We start from the raw sequence: 19,124 nt of genomic DNA on the forward strand, positions 1-19,124 counted from the left end.
GGCAGGCGGCGGCGGGGATCAGCCCTCGAGGAGGCCGCGCTCGGCGGCCGCCACCAGCGCCTCCTCACGGGAGGCCACACCGAGCTTGCGGTAGAGGCTGCGCAGTTGGCTCTTCACCGTGTTGATCGACACGAACAGGGCCGACGCGATCTCGGCCGTGCTGCCGGTCTGCACGAGCTGGTGCAATACCGTCGCCTCCCGGTCGGTCAGCCGCGTGCGCGCGAGCACCGAGGGCAGGAACGAGCGCTGGTCGGCGACCGAGTCGAAGAAGGAGACGCTCGAGGTCAACCCGTGCTCCGAGGCGTTCCGGGCCAGCGCCTCACGGTCGACGTCGGGGATGAACACGATCTCGAAGCGCAGATCGCGGTCGAGGATGAGCGCGACGGTCTCGTCGGTGATGTCGGCCGCGAGATCGTGGTTGCCGAGCCGGAGGAGCGCCGCCGCCCGCACCAGGCTGTGCGCCACCTCGATGTGCCGACTCATCCAGCCGCGCTGACGCACCCCGTTCAGCAGGCGCAGCGCCTCGGCGGGGTCGTCGCCGAGCAGGGCCGTCAGTGCGCGCACCAGGGTGACGGCGGGCGCGTCGGCAGGCTGTTGCGAGAGCACCGCCTCCGCTCGCGCCGGGCGGCCGGACGCGAGGTACTCGACGGCGAGCAGCGCCGAGAGCCACTCCCCGATCACCCGCGGGATCTCGGCGCCCGCTCCGCGCTCCAGCGCCACCTGCAGTTCGACGCTGCCGGCCCGGTGCCGATGCGTCGCGATGTCGATCAGGGCTTGCAGCAGCAGGAACGCGCCCCGATGCTCGCTGCCCGGCAGGTAGCGCTCGGGCGCGTCGACGTGCGCCTGCGCCCCGACCGGGTCGAACCGCTCGAGAGCCTCGAACCCCTGCGCCAGGCGATAGAGGGCGCCCGGATGCCCGTCGCTCCAGCCCTCCGGCCAGTCCATCCGGTCCAGCCGCGCGATGGGTTCGCGCGCCTCCACCATCTCGCCGCTCAGGGCGAGCGTGCCCGCGATCAGCGACAGCGGCCGCAACCGCGCGCGGAGCCCCGGCACCTGCATGCTCGCGCTGTAGGCGGCTCGGAAGGCCTCGAGGGCGCGATCCGGTCGCCCGGCGTACAGCAACGAGACGCCGGCGTGCGCGAGCAGGTGGTAGGCGTTGCGCTCGAGCTCGTCGCGATCGGCGGGTGCGAGCTCCTCGAAGATCTGCAGCGCGTTCTCGCCCGACTTCCCGGCCTGCTCGAACCGTCCGCTCAGCCGATAGGCCGCGCTCTCCCCGGCCACCAGCACGAAACGTTCCGCCGGATCGGTCTTGCCCGCGCGCACCCGCGACGCCGCGATGGCCAGGGTGAAGAGCTCGATCGCGCGCATCCGGTTGTCGCCGAGCGAGTCGTAGCCGAGCCCCAGCACCATGGCCAGCAGCGGGTAGTGCCGGATGGCGCGCAGCGGGATGACCTGCAGCACACCCACCACCTCGACGAGATGCACCTCGAGCAGCTGCGCCCACGACTCCAGCGTGATCCGCGAGGCGAACTCGAGGTCACCCGCCTCGACAGCGTTCGAGAGCGCTACGAAGGCGAGCCCGTGTGAGCGCGCCCACGCCGCGTAGCGGCGGCGCAGCACCGGCACCTGCTCGGGCAGACGCGCGACCAGCTCGCCGTAGAGCGCCGACCGCACCACGCTCGAGAAACGGAAGAACAGCCCCTCGGCGCCGCTCGACCAGAGCCCGAGCCCGTTGGACTCGGCCTGGTGCAGGAATTCCTCGGCGTGCTCCTCACCGGTCAGTTCCCGGGCGAGCGCGACGCTCACCCCCTCGGGCACCGAGATCTTCAGCAGGAAGCTGCGCACCTGCTCGTCGGGCGCGAAATGCGTCACTGTCTCGGCGATGTAGGAGACCACGGCATCCGGAACGCGGATGTCGCGAGGCTCCAGGATGCGTCCCTCGCTCACGAGGGTGCTGGCCGCCGCCCGCACCGGGAGGGCGAGTCCGTCGGTGGCCCGCTGCACGGCGGCGACCACGTCGGGTGAGGCGTCGGCGCCTGCGCGACGGACGAGCTCCGCCACCTCCTCGTCGGTGAAGCGCAAGGCTTCCGGGCCCACGATCTCGGTGTCGACCCGGAGAGACAGCAAGGCGGCATCCAGCCCCGCCATCGAGCGCGTGGCGAGGGTCACGCGCACCTCGTGGCAGTGCTCCAGCAGGTCGAGCAGGTCGAGGTGCACGTCTTCGTCGTCGACGCGCTCGTAGTTGTCGATGATGAGGTGGATGCCCTCGGGCAGTCGCGAGAACGCCCGCACGAGAGTGGCGCGCGGGTCGTCGGATCTCCCGAACGACGCCACCAGGTTCGCGAGCGGCGAGTCGTCGGTGTCGATGCCGGAGTCGATCACGGCGTCGACCACGTCGCGCCAGAAGGACAGTCGCGTGGAGGGCTGGCGCCGCAGCGACACCCACTGGCCCGGTCGATCGCCGACGGATCGGGCGCGCGCCCACTCGGCCATCAGGACGGTCTTGCCCGCTCCGCCCACGCCGCGCACGATGGTGAGCGGGGCACCCGAGTCGAGGCGTCGCACCAGGCGGGGCCGATCGACGAGCTGCCGGGGCAGTCGGGGGGCGCCGGCGAAACCGGGTCGCCGACGACTCGTCGTCGCGCCCTCATCGACTTCCCTCACGTCCCCACCTCGTGTCTACTCTAGGGAATGCCACCCCGATCGGGGGGTGGAGGTCAGTTCACGCCGACACTGACCGTGTCCCAGCCGGTCGCGCCGTCGGGGGCCGGCGGCGCCTCGTCGGAGGTCTGGGTGTAGCCCGAGCGGTCCGTCGCCCGCACCGCGATGGTGTGCGATCCGGGTTGGGCGTCCCACTCGTAGACCCACTGCACCCAGGTGTCGATCCCGGCGGTGTCGGCGAGCCGCGCCTCGGCCCAGTCGGCGTCGTCGATACGCACCTCCACCTTCTCGATGCCGGTGTGCTGCGCCCAGGCGACGCCGGCCACCGGCACCGTGCCGGCCGAGACGGAGGCGCCCGCACGCGGCACGTCGATGCGCGACTCGGTCTTGATCGGGCCGAGGGCCGACCAGCCCCGTGGGGTCCAGTAGCCCTCCGCGTCGGCGAAACGCGTGACGTTCAGCTCCACCACCCATTTGGTGGCGGAGACGTACCCGTAGAGTCCGGCCACCACCATCCGCACCGGGTACCCGTGCTCCACGGGCAGGGGTTCGCCGTTCATCCCGACGGCGAGGATGCCGACCCGGTCGGCGTCCTGCAGCACCTCGAGTGGAGTGCCGGCGGTGAACCCGTCCGTGCTCCGGGAGAGCACCATGTCGGCCCCGGCGGTGGGCTTGGCGCGGGCGAGCAGCTCGCGGATCGGGTAGCCCAGCCAGACGGCGTTGCCGATCAGCTCACCGCCCACCTCGTTCGAGACGCAGGCGAGCGTGACCACGTGTTCCTCGAGCGGCAGGGCGAGCAGTTCGTCCCAACTGAGCTCGATCTCCTCCTCCACCATCCCCGTGACCTTAATGCTCCAACTCGCGGCCTCGACCTGCGGAACCTGCAGCGCGGTGTCGATGCGGTAGAAGCTGTCGTTGGGCGTGACGTACGGCGCGAGTCCGTCGAGACCGAGTTCCGCGCCGGCCGGGACGGCGGGTGCCGGCGTAGCGGGCGGCGGCAGCGTGATGGCGTCGCGCGCCGCGCTCACGGCGGTGGCGGCGGCGTTCATGGTGCGAGCGACACCTCCCACCACGAGGGCGGCGACGGCCGCGATGCCGCCGCGGATCAGGAAGGCGCGCCGATCCACTCCGGCCTGCGCGCGGAGCGGTGTGTCGGCCTGCTCGGAGGTCTGCCAGCGTCGCAAGCGCGTGATGAGCATCCGGAGCACCAGTACGCCCACGATCATGCCGATGACCGTCGGCACGGCCGAGAAGACGCCGGCGCCGGCCCGGGTGGAGACCGCGAGCACGGCGACACCCGAGACCACGACCAGCAGCGCCGTTCCGAACGGTGGGCGGCGCAGCTCGAGGATGCCCACCAGCCCCGCAAGCACGAGCACCACGACACCGAGGAGGATGAGCAACACGGCCTTGTCGCCGGTGCCGAAGAGCTGGATGACGGTGTCTTTGACTCCCGGGGGCGCCAGATCGATCACGAGTGAGCCGACGGCGAACAGGGGGCTCGTCTCGGAGCCCGCGACGAGGGCGATCAGCTCAGCGGTCGCGAGCACCGTCCCCGCGGCGACCACACCCGAGGCCGCGGCCCACAATCTTGGTCGCATGTCTCATCATAGGAACGCCCGGCTGTGCGCCGCCTGCGGGCCGGGCCCGTCCTCCCGCTCGGGAGGAGCTGCGTGACACCAACCCGTTTTTACGGGCCCGGTCACGCGCTCCTCCTCCCGAAACGAACCTGCCCTAGCGTCGACGGATGCGCCGCACGAGCAGGGCGACGGCCCGCCAGCCCACGAGGAAGACGCCGAGCACCACCGCAGTGACGATCACGAAGCTCCACTGCACGCCCTGACCCGAGAGGATGCGGAGCAGCATCCCGCCCACCACGGCGGCCGCCCAGATCACGACGCCCTGCGGCGCGAGGCGGAGAGGCGCCCGCCAGGCGAGAGTCACGACCCAGCCGATCGCGGCGCCCGCGAGGAACGGCCAGAGCGTGGTGAGGAAGCCGACGATCGCCGAGTCCTCGTCGTGACTCTGTCGCCCGATCGCCACGAACAGCACCACGAGCGCGACGTCCAGGACGATCGCGAGCGCGAGTGCGCCACTGCCGGCGCGGCCGACGGGGGTGCGAGCGGGGCGGGGCGGCACGGATGCAGAACTCACCCGAGGATTCTAGGCGCCGCGCCGGTGTGGCGGATGCCGAGCTCGTCCAGGGCCTCGACGACGTGGGCTTCACCGTTCCGGCCCAGGGGGGGCACCTCTTGGAACGGCGAGGCGATGCACGCCGTCGATGACAACCGGCTCGCCGCGGTGCCGGAGGCGACCGCCGCCGCAACGGCCACCCTCGCGGCGAACGCGGCGCACCTCGCGCGCGCCCTGAAGGCAGCCCCCTATCCGGCCTGAGCCGCGCCGACCCGCTCCCCCACCAGGTCGCGCACGACGCGCGCGACCTCGACCGCGTTCGGCAGGTCGGAGTGGATGCAGAACGACTCCGCCCGCACCGGGATGACGCCGCCCGAGACCGTGCGGGTGACCCCGTCGTGCAGAGCGGCGCGCGTCCGCTCGGCGACCGAGTCGAGCGGACGGGTCGCGCCGGTGCGCTGCACCCGGATGGTGCGGTCGTCGTTGTAATCGAGGTCGACGTAGTACTCCGAGACGAACGCGACTCCTCGGGCACGCGCCACCTCCTCGTGCGGCGTTCCGGCCAGCCCGAACACCGGCACGCCGTACTGCAGGGCCACGTCGCAGAGTGCTCCCATCAGGGCCGGGTCGCGCGACATCATGCCGTAGAGCGCCCCGTGCGCCTTGATGTGGTGGAGCGCTGCGCCCGCGGCGTCGAGGAAGCCGACGAGCGCGCCCACCTGGTAGAGCACCAGGTCGCGCACCTCGTCGGCGTCGACCGCCATCTCGCGCCGCCCGAATCCGGTGATGTCGGGGAGTCCAGGATGCGCGCCCACCGACACCCCCGCCGCGACGGCCCGCTCGACCACCCGCCGCATCGCACCCGGGTCGCCGGCGTGCATCCCGCAGGCCACGTTGATGGTGTCGATGTAGCCGAGCAGCTCCTCGTCGTGACCGAACGAGTGGATTCCCACCGACTCGCCCATGTCGGAGTTGATGGTGGTGCGCATGCGCTCAGCCCTGATCGAAGGTCGGTGCACGGCGCGCCGCGGTGGCGGCCTCGACACCCGCGGCGGTGCGGAGCAGGCCCGCCTCGCCGTAGGGCAACGCCATCAGCTCGATGCCCACCGGCAGTCCGTTCGGCGTGAAGCCGGCCGGAACCGTGATGGCGGGCAGGTACAGCTGGGAGGCGATGACCGTGTTGGTGGGGTAGGTGAGGCAGGTCCAGCGGTCGGAGAAGACATCGTCGTGCGTCGGCGCCGGGAGCTTCACGTCGGGGAAGACGATCACGTCGAGCTGCTCGGCCGCCATGATGCCGACCACCGAGCGCTGGAACACGCCCTGCGCGACCACGCGGTCGAGGTAGTCCGGGTCGTCTTTCGGATCGGCCGGACCGGTCGCGATGCCTTCGAAGAGGTCGAGCTTCTCGTGATAGGCCTTGTCGGCGTAGAGCTTCTGGATCGACTCGATCGGCAGCCCGGGACGCGCGGCGATGAAGGCGTTCATGTCGGCGAGCGAGCGCGAGAAGTACACCGAAGTGAAGGCCACGTAGTGGTCGAGATCGGGGATCTCGATGTCCACGAGCACCGCCCCGGCCGCCGTGAACGACTCCAGAGCCGACTCGATCACCACGTCGACGGCGGCGCCGTCCGGGTCGTCGGAGCCCGCGAAGGCCTGCCGGAGCACACCGATCCGCACGCCCTCGAGCGTGGCGCCCTCGACCGCGTCGGCGTAGCTGCCGGAGCGCGCTCCCGCGCCGGGCCCGGCTCCGTGCTCCGCCACAGCCGCCGTGGCCGTGTACGGGTCGTTCGCGTCGAACCCGGCGATCACGTCGAGCACGCGCGCGGCATCTCGAACCGTGCGCGTCATCGGACCCGAGGTGTCCTGCGGCACCACGAGCGACGACATCCCGGACCGGCTGATCAGGCCCGGCGTCACGCGCAGGCCCACGAGGTTGCAGAAGGAGGCGGGCAGGCGGATGGAGCCGCCCGTGTCCTCCCCGATGCCCACGAGCGAGAGGTTGGCAGCGACGGCCGCTGCGGTTCCGCTCGACGAGCCGCCCGGGTCGCGGCTGAGGTCGTAGGGGTTCTTCGTGATCCCGCTGCGTGAGGAGGTCGAGAACCACGAGGTGGCGAAGTCGGGCATGGTGGTCTTGGCGAGGATGATCGCGCCCGCGTCCTTCAGGCGTGTGATGGCCGTCGCATCCCTCTCGGGCAGGTAGTCGCCGCTGGCGCCGCTGCCGAAGGTGGTGACGATGCCGGCGGTCTCCACCTGGTCCTTCACCACGACCGGGATGCCATGCAGCGGCCCGGTCGGGCGGCCGGCGGCGAACGCGGCGTCGAGGGCATCCGCTTCGTCGAGCGCGGTCGGCGAGACCGTGATGATCGAGTTGAGGGCGGCGCCCGACCGGTCGATCGCCTCGATGCGATCGAGGTAGGCCTGCACGATGTCGCGCACGGTGAAGCGGCCGGCGGCGTAGCCGTCGTGCACGTCGGCGATGGTGATTTCTTCGATGTCGATGTGCGACATGGTCACTCCTTGGGTGAGGTGGTCGGTGTGGTGACGGACGGGGTGGTGCGAGCCGAGGCGGTTCTGCGGCCGAATCGACTGGCGACGCGGCGCCAGTCGACGGTGGCGAGAGCCGCGATGATGATGAGTCCCTTGATGATGTTCTGGTAGTAGGCGTCGATGTCGAGAAGGTTGAAGCCGTTCTGCAGGGTGGCCAGGATGGCCACACCCACGGCGGTGCGCCAGATCGCGCCGCGCCCGCCGGCGAGCGACGTGCCGCCGACGATCACGACGGTCAGCACGTCGAACACGAGGTTCGAGTTGAGGTTCGGCTGGGCCGAACTCAGCTGCGAGGCCGTGACGATCCCCGCGATGCCGGCGCAGAGCCCGGACAACGCGTAGCTCGAGGCGGTGACCAGCGCGATCCGGATGCCCGCGAGCCGACTGGCCTCCGCGTTGCCGCCGACCGCGTAGATGCTCTGCCCGTAGGGCGTGTAGGCCAGCACGAGACCCGCCACCACCATCAGGGCGATGAGCAGCATGCCCGAGAACGGGATACCGAGGAACCGGCCGCTGCCGAGCACGGTGAACGGCTCGAAGTCGACCACGAACGCCACGTTGCCCGTGAGCACGAGGGTCACCCCGGAGATCACGAGCGACATGCCGAGGGTGGCGATGAAGGGGTTGACCCGGAGTCCGGTGACCACGAATCCGTTCACGCAGCCCACCACGAAACCGACGACGACCGCGACGGCGAACGCCACGATCGGCGCTTCGGTGCGGCCGAGCGCGGCGGCCACCACCGCGCAGAGCGAGTAGATGGCGCCCACCGAGAGGTCGAAACCGCCGGTGATCACCACGTAGGTCATGCCGATGCCCATGATGCCCACCGGTGCCCACTGGCTGAGGATGTTCATCAGGTTCCCCGGCGCCACGAACCCGGGTTGCGCGACGGCGATCACCACCACCAGCACGGCGAGCGCGACCACGATGCCGTAGTCACGGACGAAGGTCAGCCCGCGATTCCGCCCGGGTGTCAGGGATGCGGTGGTCATGCGGCGACTCCGTTCGATTCGGGGGTGGTCGCCCGGGATCGCCGGGTGGCCGCGAAAGAGTGCTCGAGGACATCGTGCACCGAAGCGCCGGCCGGCAGCTCGGCGACGACCCGGCCGCCGGCCACCACGAGGATGCGGTCGCTGTGCGTCACCACCTCCTCGAGGTCGCTGCTCGACCAGATCACGGCACGCCCCTCGGCGGCGATGCGCCGGGTGGTCTCGAAGATCTGGGCTTTCGCGCCGATGTCGATGCCGCGGGTGGGTTCGTCCAGGAGCAGGCATTTCACCGGGCGGCTGAGCCAGCGGGCCAGCACCAGCTTCTGCTGGTTGCCGCCCGACAGCTCGCCCGCGGCACCGCGCAGGCGATCGCTCGAGAAGCCCACGGCGGATGCGCCGGGCCGGGCCCAGGCCGCGAGCCGTCCGATCCGCACCGCCCGGCCGCGAGCGGCGGCGCCGAAACGACCGAGCGCGACGTTCCAGGCGGCCGGCTGATGCAGCACGAGTCCCTGGGCCTTGCGGTCCTCGGGCGCGAGGGCGATGCCGAGGCGGGTCGCCGCCGTGGGTGATCCCGGCCAGCGCACGCCTCGACCCTCGACCGCCATCTCGCCGGCGTCGACCGGATCGGCGCCCGCGATGGCGCGGAGCAGCCGGGTGCGCCCCGATCCGACGAGGCCGGCCAGCCCCACGATCTCACCGGCGCGGAGTTCGAGTGCGTCGAGCGCGACCCCCGGCGCGCGGACGCCGCGGAGCCCCAGCACCGGGTCACCGAACACACGCCCGGCTCGCACCGGAGCCACCTCGTCGAGAACGACGCCGCCGAGCATCGCGCGGATGAGCGAGGCCTTCGTCCAGGCCGAGGCCTCCCGCGTCTCCACCACGGTGCCCTCGCGCAGCACGGTGACCGTGTCGCAGATCTCGAGCACCGCGTCCAGGTCGTGCGAGACGTAGACCACGGCGCATCCGTTCGACCGCAGACCGCGGATCACGGTGTGCAGGCGTTCGATGTCCTCGGGTCCGAGCGACGCGGTCGGCTCGTCCATCTGCACGAGACGCCGTCCGCTGACCAGGGCGCGCATGATCTCGAGCAGCTGCTGCGAGGCCGTGGAGAGCCCGCCGGCGCGGGCACCGGGAGGGGTGCTCACGCCGACGGTCTCCGCCGCCGCGCGATACTGCACGAGCGCGCGACGGCGGTCGATGAAGCCGAACCGCCGCGGCAGCCGCCCGAGCAGCACGTTCGAGAGTGCGGACAGGTCGGGCACGATCGTGAGCTCCTGGTAGATGGTGGCGACACCGGCGGCCGAGGCGCGCTTCGGGTCGCCGCCGGCGACCGGTTCGCCCCAGACCTCGATCGAGCCGGAGTCCTGCGGCACCGCGCCCGCGATCATCTTCATCAGGGTCGACTTGCCGGCGCCGTTCTCGCCCACCAGTCCGTGCACGCGTCCGGCATCCACCCGGAGGGACACGCCGTTCACGGCGCGCACCCCCGGGTAGGACTTGCTGAGCTCGCGCACCACCAGGGCGGGGGCTTCGTGGATGTCGGTCACGGCCTAGTACTCCGGCGTGAACTCGGAGGCGTTGTCGGCGGTGATGAAGATGTCGCCGGGGCCGTCGGTGACCACGGGCGACTCGGCGAGGTAGGTGAACCCGGGGGTGGACTCACCGGTGTCGATCGCCTTCGCGAGCTGCACGACGCCGTAGTACGACTCCTCGTAGGGCAGCAGCACGGTCGTCTCGGTCCAGGTGCCCTCGGCCACCTTCGCCACGCCGTCCTTCGTGCCGCCGACGCTGTAGATGCGCACGTCGGTGCCGGGGGTCTTGCCCGCCGCCACGATCGCCTGCTCGACACCGCGCGTCATGTCGTCCCACGAGGAGACCACCAGATCGACGTCGGGGTTGCTGCTCAGCGCATCCTGCACCACCGTGAGGGCGGTGGCAGGGTCGAAGCTTCCGGGCTGGTCGGAGACGACGGTCACGTTCGGGTACTCGGCCGAGGCCTGCTGGATGGCGTTCTCCCAGCGGGTGAAGAGGTCGCTGCCCACGAAGCCGCCCACGGCCACGGCCTTGCAGGGTTCGTCGCAGGAGGCGAACGCGTTCTCGAGGTGCTCGAGGAAGTACGACTCGGTCTGCATCGCCACGAAGCCCGCCGTGTCCTCCGTGTAGTCGGGGTTGCCGCACATCGGGCTGTTGATGTTGACGACGGGTTTGCCGGTGGCCTTCAGCAGGTCGAAGTCGGCGCAGCCGGGCGAGTCGGCGACGGGCGAGAAGACGTAGCCGTCGAACCCGCGCTGGATGGCGTCCTGCACCTGCTGCAGCTGGGCGTTGGTGTCGAAGCCCGCGTTGAAGAGCGTGATCTCGGCGCCGACCTTCGCCGCGGCATCCTGAGCGCCCTGCCAGCGGGTCTGGCAGAAGGTGTTCTCCGTGGCGCACTCGGCGAGGTACGCGATCTTCTGGCCGCCGAGGTCGGGGAGACCCGCGTCGATGTAGTCGAGCGTGGCGGTCATGGCCTCGCTCGACGCCGTGGCGGTCTGCACGGGCGCTTCCGAGGAAGGGGCAGATGACGGAGCGCTGCAGGCCGTCATCGTCGACAGCACCGCCACCACTCCGATCGCGAGTCCGAGACGTTTGATGTTCACTGTGATCTCCTATGCTGTGATCGGGTTCATGGGCAGGACGAGGAAGTGATTTCCGAATGTCTAACATTGGACATCCAACATTGGAAATATTGCCATCGTGTGCCCGCTGTGTAAATGTTTTGTTTCGAGATCAGGAGGAGTGGTGTGACCGAGCGACCGTTCGTGCCTGAGCAGCTGGAGCGCAAGGATGCCTCCGGCCAGATCGCGCGGCAGTTGCGCCGGGCGATCAGCAGCGGCCTGTGGTCACCCGGCGAGCGCCTGCCGAGCGAACAGGAGCTGGCCGACAGTTTCGACGTCTCGCGAGCCACCGCGCGGGAGGCCCTGAAACTGCTCTCCGCCACCGGACTCGTGCACTCCTCCCGCGGCAGCAACGGCGGAACCTTCGTGGCCGTGCCCGACACGGAGGCGGTGGCCGAGCAGCTGAGCGACTCGATCCGGCTCTGGTTCCGGGCGGGCAACGTCTCACTCCACGACGTCGACGAGGCGCGATGGGTGCTCGAGATGCACTGCGTCGATCTGGCGGCGCGACGGCGCTCGGAGGAGGACCTGGCGGCGATCTCGCGGCCCGTCGAGGCCTCGCGGGATTTCGAGATGGACATCGCCGACTGGCTCGACCTCGACCTCGAGTTCCACACCGCCATCACGAAGGCGGCGAAGAACCAGATCCTCGAACTCGCCATGATGTCGGTGCACCTGATGCGGCCCGCCACCAACACCGTGTTCGTCGATCAGCTGGATCGGGAGACGGTCACGAACCAGCACGAGGCGATCTACCTCGCCATCGCGGCGGGGGATCCGGAGGGCGCACAGAAGGCGTTCCAGCAGCACGTCAGCTACCTCGACGACGTGCGGCGGACCGCCCTGGCCGACGTCAGCGCCTCCGAAGTCGTGGTGTCGTCGTTGCCGGAGGTGCGGCACTCGGCGGCGCGTCGCCCGATCGCGGGGTCGGGGGCATCCTGAGCGGAGCACTTCCCCGGGTGCTGCCCCTCGTGGTTTCCGCCCGACTCCGCGAAGATGGAGGGGTGACCCACACTGAAATCACCGTTCTGAACTACACCGTCAACGCGGACGTCTACGCCCGCTACGGCGCCGACTTCGACGCGGAGGCCGTGAACGACGAGATCCTGCGCATCCTCAACGAGGCGGCTCCGGCCGGCGTGACCATCGAGCGCAACGGCAAGGTGCTCGCCGAGGACTCCGCGATCACGGCGGCACGCGACTTCGACTGGGCCGGCACGCTGAAGCGCATCGACCTCGACACCATCCTGGCCAAGCACGGGCGGTAGTGGCCCCACCGGTCGCCGCCGAGCGGCAGTGAAGCCGCGCCACATCCTGGGTGAAGGAAGCGTTGCTTGTGGGGTGAGGGTGGGCGCGCGAGGCTGAGGGCATGCCCCTCCGCGATCGACTTCTGGCCGGACTCGTCGCGCTGCTCTGGGGCGTGAACTTCGTCGCCATCCACTTCTCGCTCGAGCACTACCCGCCGTTCTTCCTGGTGGGGCTGCGGTTCCTCGTGCTGGCCATCCCGACCGTCCTGTTCGTGAAGTGGCCCGGGGTCAAGGTGCGGTGGCTGCTCGGCTACGGACTGGGGTTCGGCATCCTGCAGTTCGCGTTCCTCTACGCGGGGATGGCGACCGGGATGCCGCCGGGGCTCGCTTCGCTCGTGCTGCAGGCGTCCGCGCCGTTCACCGTGGTGATCGCCGCCGTCTGGCTGCGGGAGCGTCTGACCCTCGTGCAGGGTGGGGGCATCCTGATCGCCGTCGCGGGACTCGGCATCATCGCGGCGGAGCGGGCCGGGGTGTCGGCGCTGCTACCCGTCATCCTCACCCTCTGCGGGGCGCTCGGCTGGGCGTTCGGCAACGTGTGCAGTCGGCAGGCGAACCCGGTCAGCCCGCTGGGCCTGACGCTGTGGATGTCGGTGGTGCCCCCGATCCCGATGATCGCGCTGTCGCTCGTCTTCGAGGGACCCGAGCGGGTCTGGACGTCGGTCGCCACCACGTTCACGCCCGAGGCGCTGCCGGCGGTGATCGGGTTGCTCTACACGGTGGTGCTCGGCACGATCGTGGGGTCGGGCATCTGGGTGACCCTCATGAAGCGCAACCCGTCGAGCCGGGTGGCGCCGTTCTCGATGCTGGTGCCGGTGGCCGGGTTCCTCAGTGCGTGGCTGATCCTCGGCGAGGTGCCGACCGCGGGCGATCTCCTGGGCGGCGCGGTCGTGGTGGCCGGCGTGCTGGTGGCGACGCTCGTCTGGCGGCCGCGGGCGCGCATCCCGGCCGACCTCGAACCGGAGGAGTCCCCCACCGCGGCTGCGGGCTGACGCTCAGGCGGTGAGGGGCGGGAGGGTTCCGTAGGGCTGGCCGTCGAGGAGGACGGTGATGGTCTTCGAGGTGTCGAGGGCCTCGGGGCGTTCGGCGGCGAAGGCGGTGGGGCGCAGGTCGGAGGTGCACGCCCCCGGCGGTGGGGGCGCGAGCGTGACCGCGAGCGTCGCCGGGTCGACGACCTCGAGGGTGGCGGGAGCGCTCGGGCAGCTGCCGCTGCCCCAGGTGGTGAGGATGATGTGCGGCGCGACGTCGTCGCCCCACCGCACCTTCTCGTCACCCGCCGAGACGAACTGCTGCGTCCACGGTCCCGCGGCCTCGGTCGGAACCGGGGTGGCGGTGGCCGTCTGTCCGGACGCCGAGGTCGCCGTCGGTGGCGTTCCCGGGGAGCCGGTGCATCCTGAAAACGCTGCGATCACCGCGATCGCGGCCAGAACGGCCCCGATCCTGCCCGTCGTCGTCATCGTCGTTCGCATGGTCACAGGATACGGATTCCGCGTGAACAGGTGTAGATCACGGGAGAAACTCTGCAGCGATCTCACGGCTGGAAGGTGACGTGCTGGGTGATCCAGGCGTGCATGGCGACGGCGGCGGCCGCGGACGCGTTGATCGAGCGGGTGGAGCCGAACTGCGAGATCTCGACCACCGCATCCGCCGCCGCCAAGGCCTCGCGGGAGAGGCCCGGCCCCTCCTGACCGAAGAGCAGCACGCACTGCGCCGGGAACGCGAAGGTCTCGATGATGACGCTGCCGGGAACGTTGTCGATCGCGATGATCGGCAGTCCCTCCGCCCGCGCCCACGCGACGAACGACGCGACATCCGGATGGTTCGACACGTGCTGGTAGCGATCGGTCACCATGGCGCCGCGCTTGTTCCAGCGCTTGCGGCCGATGATGTGCACCGTGTCGGCCGCGAAGGCGTTGGCGCTGCGCACGATGGAGCCGATGTTGAGGTCGTGCTGCCAGTTCTCGATGGCCACGTGGAACGGATGCCGGTGCTGGTCGAGATCGGCCACGATCGCATCCATCCGCCAGTAGCGGTACCGGTCGATCACGTTGCGGGTGTCGCCGCGCGCGAGCAGGTCCGGGTCGTAGTGCGGCTCGTCCGGCAGCGCGCCGATCCACGGACCGACGCCCCCCGCGCTCAACTCCGCACTCGGGTTGGCTGCGGACGGCTCTTCATTCACTCCCTCAGGCTAGCCCGCGCGGACGGCGAATCGACTGCGGTGCCTCGGCGCTGATTGGGCAGCAATTACTCATCACGCCAGCGTGGGATGTCGGGAGACGCTAGACGGACTTGTTCAGGTCACTGATGGAGGAGTCGAATGATGCGCTTCGCCTTGCCCGCTCGTCGCGGCGCTTCTCTTGGTCTCGGCGCGATCATCCTGGCCTCGGCGATCCTCGCCCCCTCGCTCGCAGCGAGAGCGGATGACGGCGACCTGACGGTTCCTCCGCCGAAATGCCCGAGCGACGTGGCGGCGGTGGGGTTTCCGGTGGACAATTCTCCGCTCGTGTCGCCGGGAGATGTCCTCACCGCCTTTGAACCGCTTCCGCCCGGGATCTCGATCGATCGCGATCATCTCATTGGCGCCCCGACTACCGCTGGGAACACCGCTTTCAACCTCGTGGTGACGCGAACGCGCGGCTCTTCGGACGCTACCAACGGCAGATACTGTCCTGTCACGGTCCGGCCGGCCCCGGCGGTCATTCGTCTCGCCGGGGCAGATCGCTACCAGCAAGCGCTCAAAGTGTCGGCGATGTTCACGACGGCAGCCACGGTCTTCGTGGCCAGCGGAGAGACGTTCGCCGATGCCCTCAGCGCGACGGCGATCGCGGCCATCACCCAGTCACCCCTGATCCTGACTCCTCGTGATGGACTCCCGCCGGGCGCCGCCGACGAGGTCCGCCGCCTCCGAGCGACGACGGTCGTCATCGTCGGCGGTGCCAGCAGCGTCTCCCGGGCTGCTGAGACTCAGTTGGAGACAGTCGCCCGAAACGTAATCCGCATCGGCGGCGCCAACAGGTACGAGGTGTCCCGGGCTCTCATCGACTACTTCAGAGACGCGCTCGTCGCGTCCGGGTCGGTGTATCTCGCGACCGGGGCGACCTTCCCCGACGCACTGTCCGCATCACCCGCTGCGGCGGCCAACAAGGCGCCGGTGTTGCTCATCGATGGAACCGAACCGGTGCTCACCGACGAGGAGATCATTCTGCTGAATGATATGGGCGCCAAGCACATCTTCATCGCCGGAGGTCCTGCCTCGATCTCGCCCGGCGTCGAGGCGATGCTCTCGAAGTCCTTCATCGTGACTCGCTACGGTGGCGCCGATCGTTTCGAAGTCGCCCAGAACATCAACCGCGGCACCTTCCCGCATCCGCACTCGTTCGCCATCGCGAGCGGCGTCACCTTCCCCCGATGCCCTGACGGGCGGAGTGCTGGCGGGCATTCAGGGCGCACCCCTCTACGTCACGCCGGCCGATTGTCTGGCAAGCAATGTCCATCGCGAGATCGGACGACTCGCTCCGAACGACATCGCGATCCTGGGCGGTACGGCCACCTTGTCGCCGAACGTCGAAGCCCTTCGCCCCTGCGGAGCGTAGCGGGGAGAGCGGTTCCCTTTCAGAGCACGGGCGCGCCGGCGGTGAAGTCGATCGCGGCGAGGGCGTCGAGGTAGGCGGGCGCATCGAAGCGCGGGAGGATCGCCGCCTGGAGCACGTAACCCTGACTGATGCCGATGATCACGGGCACCAGCCGGCGGGCCCGCTCCTCGGCCGCCGCTGCGTCGAGGCCCTGTTGCCGGAACCAGGCCGTGAAGTACGTGGTGAAGAGCCCACTCAACTCGTCGACCAGTCCGGTGACCAGATCGGCGAGGGCCGGTTCGCGCGCCGCGATCGCCCAGACCTGCACGAGGATGCCCTCACCCCCGAGCTCCCGGGTCACGGCCGTGACGAAAATGCGCACGACCTCGGCCGGGTGTGGGAGCGGATCGAGGGCCGCGATGTCCGCCAGGTCGGCGCTGCGATTCCGCAGCACGTCGACCACGACCTGCCCGACGAGGTCCTGCTTGTTCTTGTAGTGCAGGTAGATCGCGCCCGCCGAGAGTCCCGACTCGGCGATGATGTCCGCCATCGACGTCCCCTCGAAGCCCTTGCGCGAGAAGCAGCGCAGCGCCGCCGCGGCGATCTCCCGCCGGCGTTCGGCGCGGTAGTCCTCTGTGACTTTCGGCATGTCCCACCTAGAAAACGAATATTCGTTCTTGACAAGAGCATTGTCGCATCTGATTATAAAGAACGATCATTCGTTTTTTATAGGAGTCGCCATGCGCAAGCCACACACCCGATGGAGCCGGGCCGCCCTCATCGGCATCGGCGCCTCGCTGATCGTGGGGGTGTTCGTGCTGGCGTTCTCATGGCCGTCGGTCACCTCCTCCGTGCACGGCATCCCGGTCGTGGTCGCGGGAAGCGGGCCGGCGGCGGACGCGGTCGCGGCGCAGTTGAGCGACGCGTCGGCCGAGAACCCCTCCGGTGGAGCTTCCGGGGATTCGGATGCCGCCACCTTCGTCGTGACCCGCGTCGACTCGCGGGACGACGCCGTCGCCGCCATCGAGTCGCGCGACGCGTACGGGGCGATCGTCGTCGCATCCGACGTCGCCTCCACACCGCCCGCCGCGCCCGAAGTACTCACCGCCTCGGCCGACGGTCTCGTGGTCAGCCAGATCTTCACCGGCGTCGCCGACCGCATCCAGTCCGCCCTCACCGAGCAGCTCACGGCGCAAGGCGTTCCACCCGCGGCCGTGCCGACCGTCGAGGTCACCGACCTGGTGCCCCTCGCCGCCGGCGACCCGCGCGGAACGGGCCTCAGCACCCTCTCCTTCCCCCTCGTGGTGGGAGGGATGATCGGCGGCGTCGTGGTGACCCTGCTGATCGCCGGAGTCTGGCGACGCCTCGCGGCATCCGTGGTCTACGGTCTCGCCTCCGGAGTGATCGTGGTGGCCGTGACCCAGGCTTGGTTCGGAGTGCTGCAAGGCAACGCCGTGCTCAACGTGATCGCGGTGGCCGCCGCCGTGCTCGCGATCACCGTCTTCATCGTGGGCATGACCTCGCTCATCGGCCCGCGCGGCATCGCGGTCGGCGCCATCCTGTCACTGCTCGTGGGCAATCCGATCTCGGGGTCGGCGCAGCCGTGGCAGTTCCTGCCCGAGCCCTGGGGCGCCATCGGGCAGTGGTTCCCGCCGGGCGCCGGCGCCACCCTGATGCGCGATCTCGCCTACTTCCCGGCCGCCCCGACGCTCTTCCCGTGGTCGGTGCTCACGGGTTGGATCGCCCTCGGCGTCGTGCTGAGCGCGATCGGCCACTTCCGCGACCGCGCGCTGCTGGCCTCCCCCGCCGCGTTCGAGGAGGCATCCGCTCCGACCGAGCCGGAGCGCGTCACAGCCAGCGGTTCCGTTTGAAGACTTTGTAGAGCACGAGGGCCATCACCACCATGGCGGCGAGCGCCGCCGGGTAGCCCCAGACCCAGTGCAGTTCCGGCATGTGGTCGAAGTTCATGCCGTAGATGGCGGCGATGAGGCTCGGGGCGAAGAGGATCGCGGCCCAGGCGGAGATCTTCTTCACCTCGTCGCCCTGCTGGATGCTCGCCTCCGAGAGCTTGCGGGTGTCTTCGGCGAGGGTCAGGTTGGCTTCGGAGATGCGGCGCATCTCGTCGTTCTGCCGTTGCGTGGTGAGGGTGGAGTGCACGGTGAGGGCGTTCTGCAGAGTCGCGCGGAAGGCATCCGCGTTCCCGACGATCGCGAGCACGTGATCGAGCACGTCGCGAAGCCCGCGTTGCACCTCGAGGTCGACGTGGTACTTCTCCGCGCCGCGCAGCAAGGCCTCGAGCATGACGGTGAGCGGATGCACCGCGCGCTGGAAGTCCATCACCTCGCCGAGCAGGTCGTAGATGCGGCGCGAGACATCCGGATCGCCGCCGAAGAGCTGCTTCTCGATCTCGTCGATGTCGTTCTGGAGGCCGGCCACCACCGGCCCGTACTCGTCGACCACCTCGTCGACGATCGCGTAGAGCACCGCCTCGGGCCCGAGCGCGAGCAGGACAGGATTCGCTTCGAGGCGGTGCCGCACCGCGCCGAGGTTCGGCGACTCGGCGTGCCGCACCGTGACCACGAACCCGGGGCCGATGAACACGTGCACCTCGCCGAACTCCACCTCCTCGGCCGCGTCGAGGTACCGGGCAGGCCGCAGCACCACGAACAGGGTGTCGCCGTAGCGCTCGAGCTTCGCGCGCTGGTGGCCGGTGAGGGCGTCTTCGACGGCGAGGTGGTGGAGACCGAACTCGGTCTCGATGGAATGGATCTCGTCGGCGTCGGGCCGGTAGAGACCGATCCAGGCCATGCCGTGCAGCCGATCCATCAGCTCGTAGGTCTCGTCGAGGCTCTTCGGGTCGTCGGTGCGGTGTCCGGTCACGTAGACCGCGTTGTCGATGAGGGGCATGGATGCAGACCATACGTCCGGAGGGTGAACGTTCGGTGTCGATCGCGCCGGGTGGGGTGCGATCCTCACGGAACGCTGACGAGGGGTCGTGAGGTGCGGCCTCGGGGTCAGCGCTGCGCGAGGACCGGGTGGGGTACGGCGCGGTAGGCGGCGACCGAGGTGAGGGCGAGCCACGCCCAGCCCACCACGACGGCCACCCAGAGCAGCAGCACGCCGGCCCACCGTCATCGAGCGCGGCGCGCGGGACGGCGCCGCCGCGTTCCTCCGCGCCTACCGGTAGACGCGCCCCGCGCCCGCACCGCGTTTCGGGAGGAGGAGAAGCGAACCAGGGCCGTATACGGGGTCGCCTGCGCT

18 protein-coding genes and 1 pseudogene are annotated in these 19,124 nt (G+C 70.1%); 7 read left to right on the forward strand and 12 right to left on the reverse strand.

What is annotated here, in order from left to right:
* Positions 1–18: 18 nt before the first annotated feature.
* From ACFJGU_RS06350 to ACFJGU_RS06360, 3 genes are all read right to left on the reverse strand, one after another.
* The gene (locus ACFJGU_RS06350) at positions 19–2,664 is read right to left on the reverse strand and encodes a LuxR C-terminal-related transcriptional regulator (RefSeq protein WP_382308660.1); all 2,646 of its coding nucleotides are present in this window, start codon (positions 2,662–2,664) and stop codon (positions 19–21) included.
* A 53-nt stretch (positions 2,665–2,717) separates the two neighbouring features.
* Positions 2,718–4,262: a molybdopterin-dependent oxidoreductase gene (locus ACFJGU_RS06355; protein ID WP_382308662.1), complete on the reverse strand. Its 1,545-nt coding sequence runs from the start codon at positions 4,260–4,262 to the stop codon at positions 2,718–2,720.
* Between the two features lie 133 nt (positions 4,263–4,395).
* Positions 4,396–4,815, reverse strand: coding sequence for a DUF3054 domain-containing protein (locus ACFJGU_RS06360; RefSeq protein ID WP_382308664.1), 420 nt, complete (start codon positions 4,813–4,815; stop codon positions 4,396–4,398).
* Between the two features lie 114 nt (positions 4,816–4,929).
* Between ACFJGU_RS06360 and ACFJGU_RS06365 the strand changes: the two genes are divergently transcribed.
* Entirely contained in the window at positions 4,930–5,055 is a 126-nt protein-coding gene (locus tag ACFJGU_RS06365) for a hypothetical protein (protein ID WP_382308665.1), read from the forward strand.
* On the opposite strand, the gene pxpA is transcribed toward ACFJGU_RS06365, so the two are convergent.
* From pxpA to ACFJGU_RS06390, 5 genes are read right to left on the reverse strand one after another with little or no spacing between them, the layout of a single operon-like run.
* Complete coding sequence (pxpA, locus tag ACFJGU_RS06370) at positions 5,043–5,783, reverse strand: 5-oxoprolinase subunit PxpA (RefSeq protein ID WP_382308667.1); 741 nt, start codon at positions 5,781–5,783, stop codon at positions 5,043–5,045. The two genes, ACFJGU_RS06365 and pxpA, sit on opposite strands and share 13 nt — an antisense overlap.
* Before the next feature lie 4 nt (positions 5,784–5,787).
* Positions 5,788–7,302, reverse strand: a complete 1,515-nt coding sequence (locus ACFJGU_RS06375; RefSeq protein ID WP_382308669.1) for an amidase — start codon at positions 7,300–7,302, stop codon at positions 5,788–5,790.
* A gap of 2 nt (positions 7,303–7,304) precedes the next feature.
* Positions 7,305–8,336 carry an ABC transporter permease gene (locus ACFJGU_RS06380; protein WP_382308671.1) on the reverse strand — a complete coding sequence of 344 codons (1,032 nt, stop codon included), beginning with the start codon at positions 8,334–8,336 and terminating at the stop codon, positions 7,305–7,307.
* Positions 8,333–9,880, reverse strand: a complete 1,548-nt coding sequence (locus ACFJGU_RS06385) for a sugar ABC transporter ATP-binding protein (RefSeq protein WP_382308673.1) — start codon at positions 9,878–9,880, stop codon at positions 8,333–8,335. Before ACFJGU_RS06385 ends, ACFJGU_RS06380 begins: the two co-directional genes overlap by 4 nt.
* A 3-nt stretch (positions 9,881–9,883) precedes the next feature.
* Positions 9,884–10,969, reverse strand: a complete 1,086-nt coding sequence (locus ACFJGU_RS06390; RefSeq protein ID WP_382308675.1) for a sugar ABC transporter substrate-binding protein — start codon at positions 10,967–10,969, stop codon at positions 9,884–9,886.
* Between the two features lie 144 nt (positions 10,970–11,113).
* Between ACFJGU_RS06390 and ACFJGU_RS06395 the strand changes: the two genes are divergently transcribed.
* The 3 genes from ACFJGU_RS06395 to ACFJGU_RS06405 all read left to right on the forward strand — a co-directional run bounded on the left by ACFJGU_RS06395 (position 11,114) and on the right by ACFJGU_RS06405 (position 13,283).
* Complete coding sequence (locus ACFJGU_RS06395) at positions 11,114–11,929, forward strand: FadR/GntR family transcriptional regulator (protein WP_382308677.1); 816 nt, start codon at positions 11,114–11,116, stop codon at positions 11,927–11,929.
* Between the two features lie 62 nt (positions 11,930–11,991).
* Positions 11,992–12,255, forward strand: a complete 264-nt coding sequence (locus tag ACFJGU_RS06400) for a hypothetical protein (RefSeq protein ID WP_382308678.1) — start codon at positions 11,992–11,994, stop codon at positions 12,253–12,255.
* A gap of 101 nt (positions 12,256–12,356) precedes the next feature.
* A complete protein-coding gene (locus tag ACFJGU_RS06405; protein ID WP_382308680.1) occupies positions 12,357–13,283 on the forward strand; it encodes an EamA family transporter in 927 nt (308 codons plus the stop codon).
* 3 nt (positions 13,284–13,286) lie between these two features.
* Here the strand turns inward: ACFJGU_RS06405 and ACFJGU_RS06410 are convergent, their stop codons facing one another.
* Both ACFJGU_RS06410 and ACFJGU_RS06415 read right to left on the reverse strand, forming a co-directional pair.
* Positions 13,287–13,760, reverse strand: coding sequence for a hypothetical protein (locus tag ACFJGU_RS06410; protein WP_382308682.1), 474 nt, complete (start codon positions 13,758–13,760; stop codon positions 13,287–13,289).
* Between the two features lie 62 nt (positions 13,761–13,822).
* Positions 13,823–14,470: a TrmH family RNA methyltransferase gene (locus tag ACFJGU_RS06415; protein ID WP_382308683.1), complete on the reverse strand. Its 648-nt coding sequence runs from the start codon at positions 14,468–14,470 to the stop codon at positions 13,823–13,825.
* A 141-nt stretch (positions 14,471–14,611) separates the two neighbouring features.
* On the opposite strand from ACFJGU_RS06415, the pseudogene ACFJGU_RS06420 reads away from it, so the two are divergent.
* Positions 14,612–15,382 (forward strand): annotated as a pseudogene (locus ACFJGU_RS06420) (cell wall-binding repeat-containing protein); the annotation flags it as partial.
* 334 nt (positions 15,383–15,716) lie between these two features.
* Positions 15,717–15,884, forward strand: coding sequence for a hypothetical protein (locus tag ACFJGU_RS06425; RefSeq protein WP_382310297.1), 168 nt, complete (start codon positions 15,717–15,719; stop codon positions 15,882–15,884).
* A gap of 19 nt (positions 15,885–15,903) precedes the next feature.
* On the opposite strand, the gene ACFJGU_RS06430 is transcribed toward ACFJGU_RS06425, so the two are convergent.
* Complete coding sequence (locus ACFJGU_RS06430) at positions 15,904–16,512, reverse strand: TetR/AcrR family transcriptional regulator (RefSeq protein WP_382308685.1); 609 nt, start codon at positions 16,510–16,512, stop codon at positions 15,904–15,906.
* Positions 16,513–16,603: 91 nt separating this feature from the next.
* Between ACFJGU_RS06430 and ACFJGU_RS06435 the strand changes: the two genes are divergently transcribed.
* The gene (locus tag ACFJGU_RS06435) at positions 16,604–17,734 is read left to right on the forward strand and encodes a hypothetical protein (protein ID WP_382308687.1); all 1,131 of its coding nucleotides are present in this window, start codon (positions 16,604–16,606) and stop codon (positions 17,732–17,734) included.
* On the opposite strand, the gene ACFJGU_RS06440 is transcribed toward ACFJGU_RS06435, so the two are convergent.
* Positions 17,712–18,770, reverse strand: coding sequence for a magnesium and cobalt transport protein CorA (locus tag ACFJGU_RS06440; protein WP_382308689.1), 1,059 nt, complete (start codon positions 18,768–18,770; stop codon positions 17,712–17,714). The two genes, ACFJGU_RS06435 and ACFJGU_RS06440, sit on opposite strands and share 23 nt — an antisense overlap.
* Positions 18,771–19,124 lie beyond the last annotated feature (354 nt).

It is taken from the genome of Herbiconiux sp. UC225_62, assembly GCF_042694625.1.
GTDB lineage: Bacteria > Actinomycetota > Actinomycetes > Actinomycetales > Microbacteriaceae > Herbiconiux.

Coding starts and splice junctions, on each gene's coding strand:
- ACFJGU_RS06435 (WP_382308687.1), top strand. CDS start 16,604: ATGCGCAAGCCACACACCCGATGGAGCCGGGCCGCCCTCATCGGCATC.
- ACFJGU_RS06380 (WP_382308671.1), bottom strand. CDS start 8,336: ATGACCACCGCATCCCTGACACCCGGGCGGAATCGCGGGCTGACCTTC.
- ACFJGU_RS06375 (WP_382308669.1), bottom strand. CDS start 7,302: ATGTCGCACATCGACATCGAAGAAATCACCATCGCCGACGTGCACGAC.
- pxpA (WP_382308667.1), bottom strand. CDS start 5,783: ATGCGCACCACCATCAACTCCGACATGGGCGAGTCGGTGGGAATCCAC.
- ACFJGU_RS06440 (WP_382308689.1), bottom strand. CDS start 18,770: ATGCCCCTCATCGACAACGCGGTCTACGTGACCGGACACCGCACCGAC.
- ACFJGU_RS06430 (WP_382308685.1), bottom strand. CDS start 16,512: ATGCCGAAAGTCACAGAGGACTACCGCGCCGAACGCCGGCGGGAGATC.
- ACFJGU_RS06355 (WP_382308662.1), bottom strand. CDS start 4,262: ATGCGACCAAGATTGTGGGCCGCGGCCTCGGGTGTGGTCGCCGCGGGG.
- ACFJGU_RS06365 (WP_382308665.1), top strand. CDS start 4,930: ATGCACGCCGTCGATGACAACCGGCTCGCCGCGGTGCCGGAGGCGACC.
- ACFJGU_RS06410 (WP_382308682.1), bottom strand. CDS start 13,760: ATGCGAACGACGATGACGACGACGGGCAGGATCGGGGCCGTTCTGGCC.
- ACFJGU_RS06405 (WP_382308680.1), top strand. CDS start 12,357: ATGCCCCTCCGCGATCGACTTCTGGCCGGACTCGTCGCGCTGCTCTGG.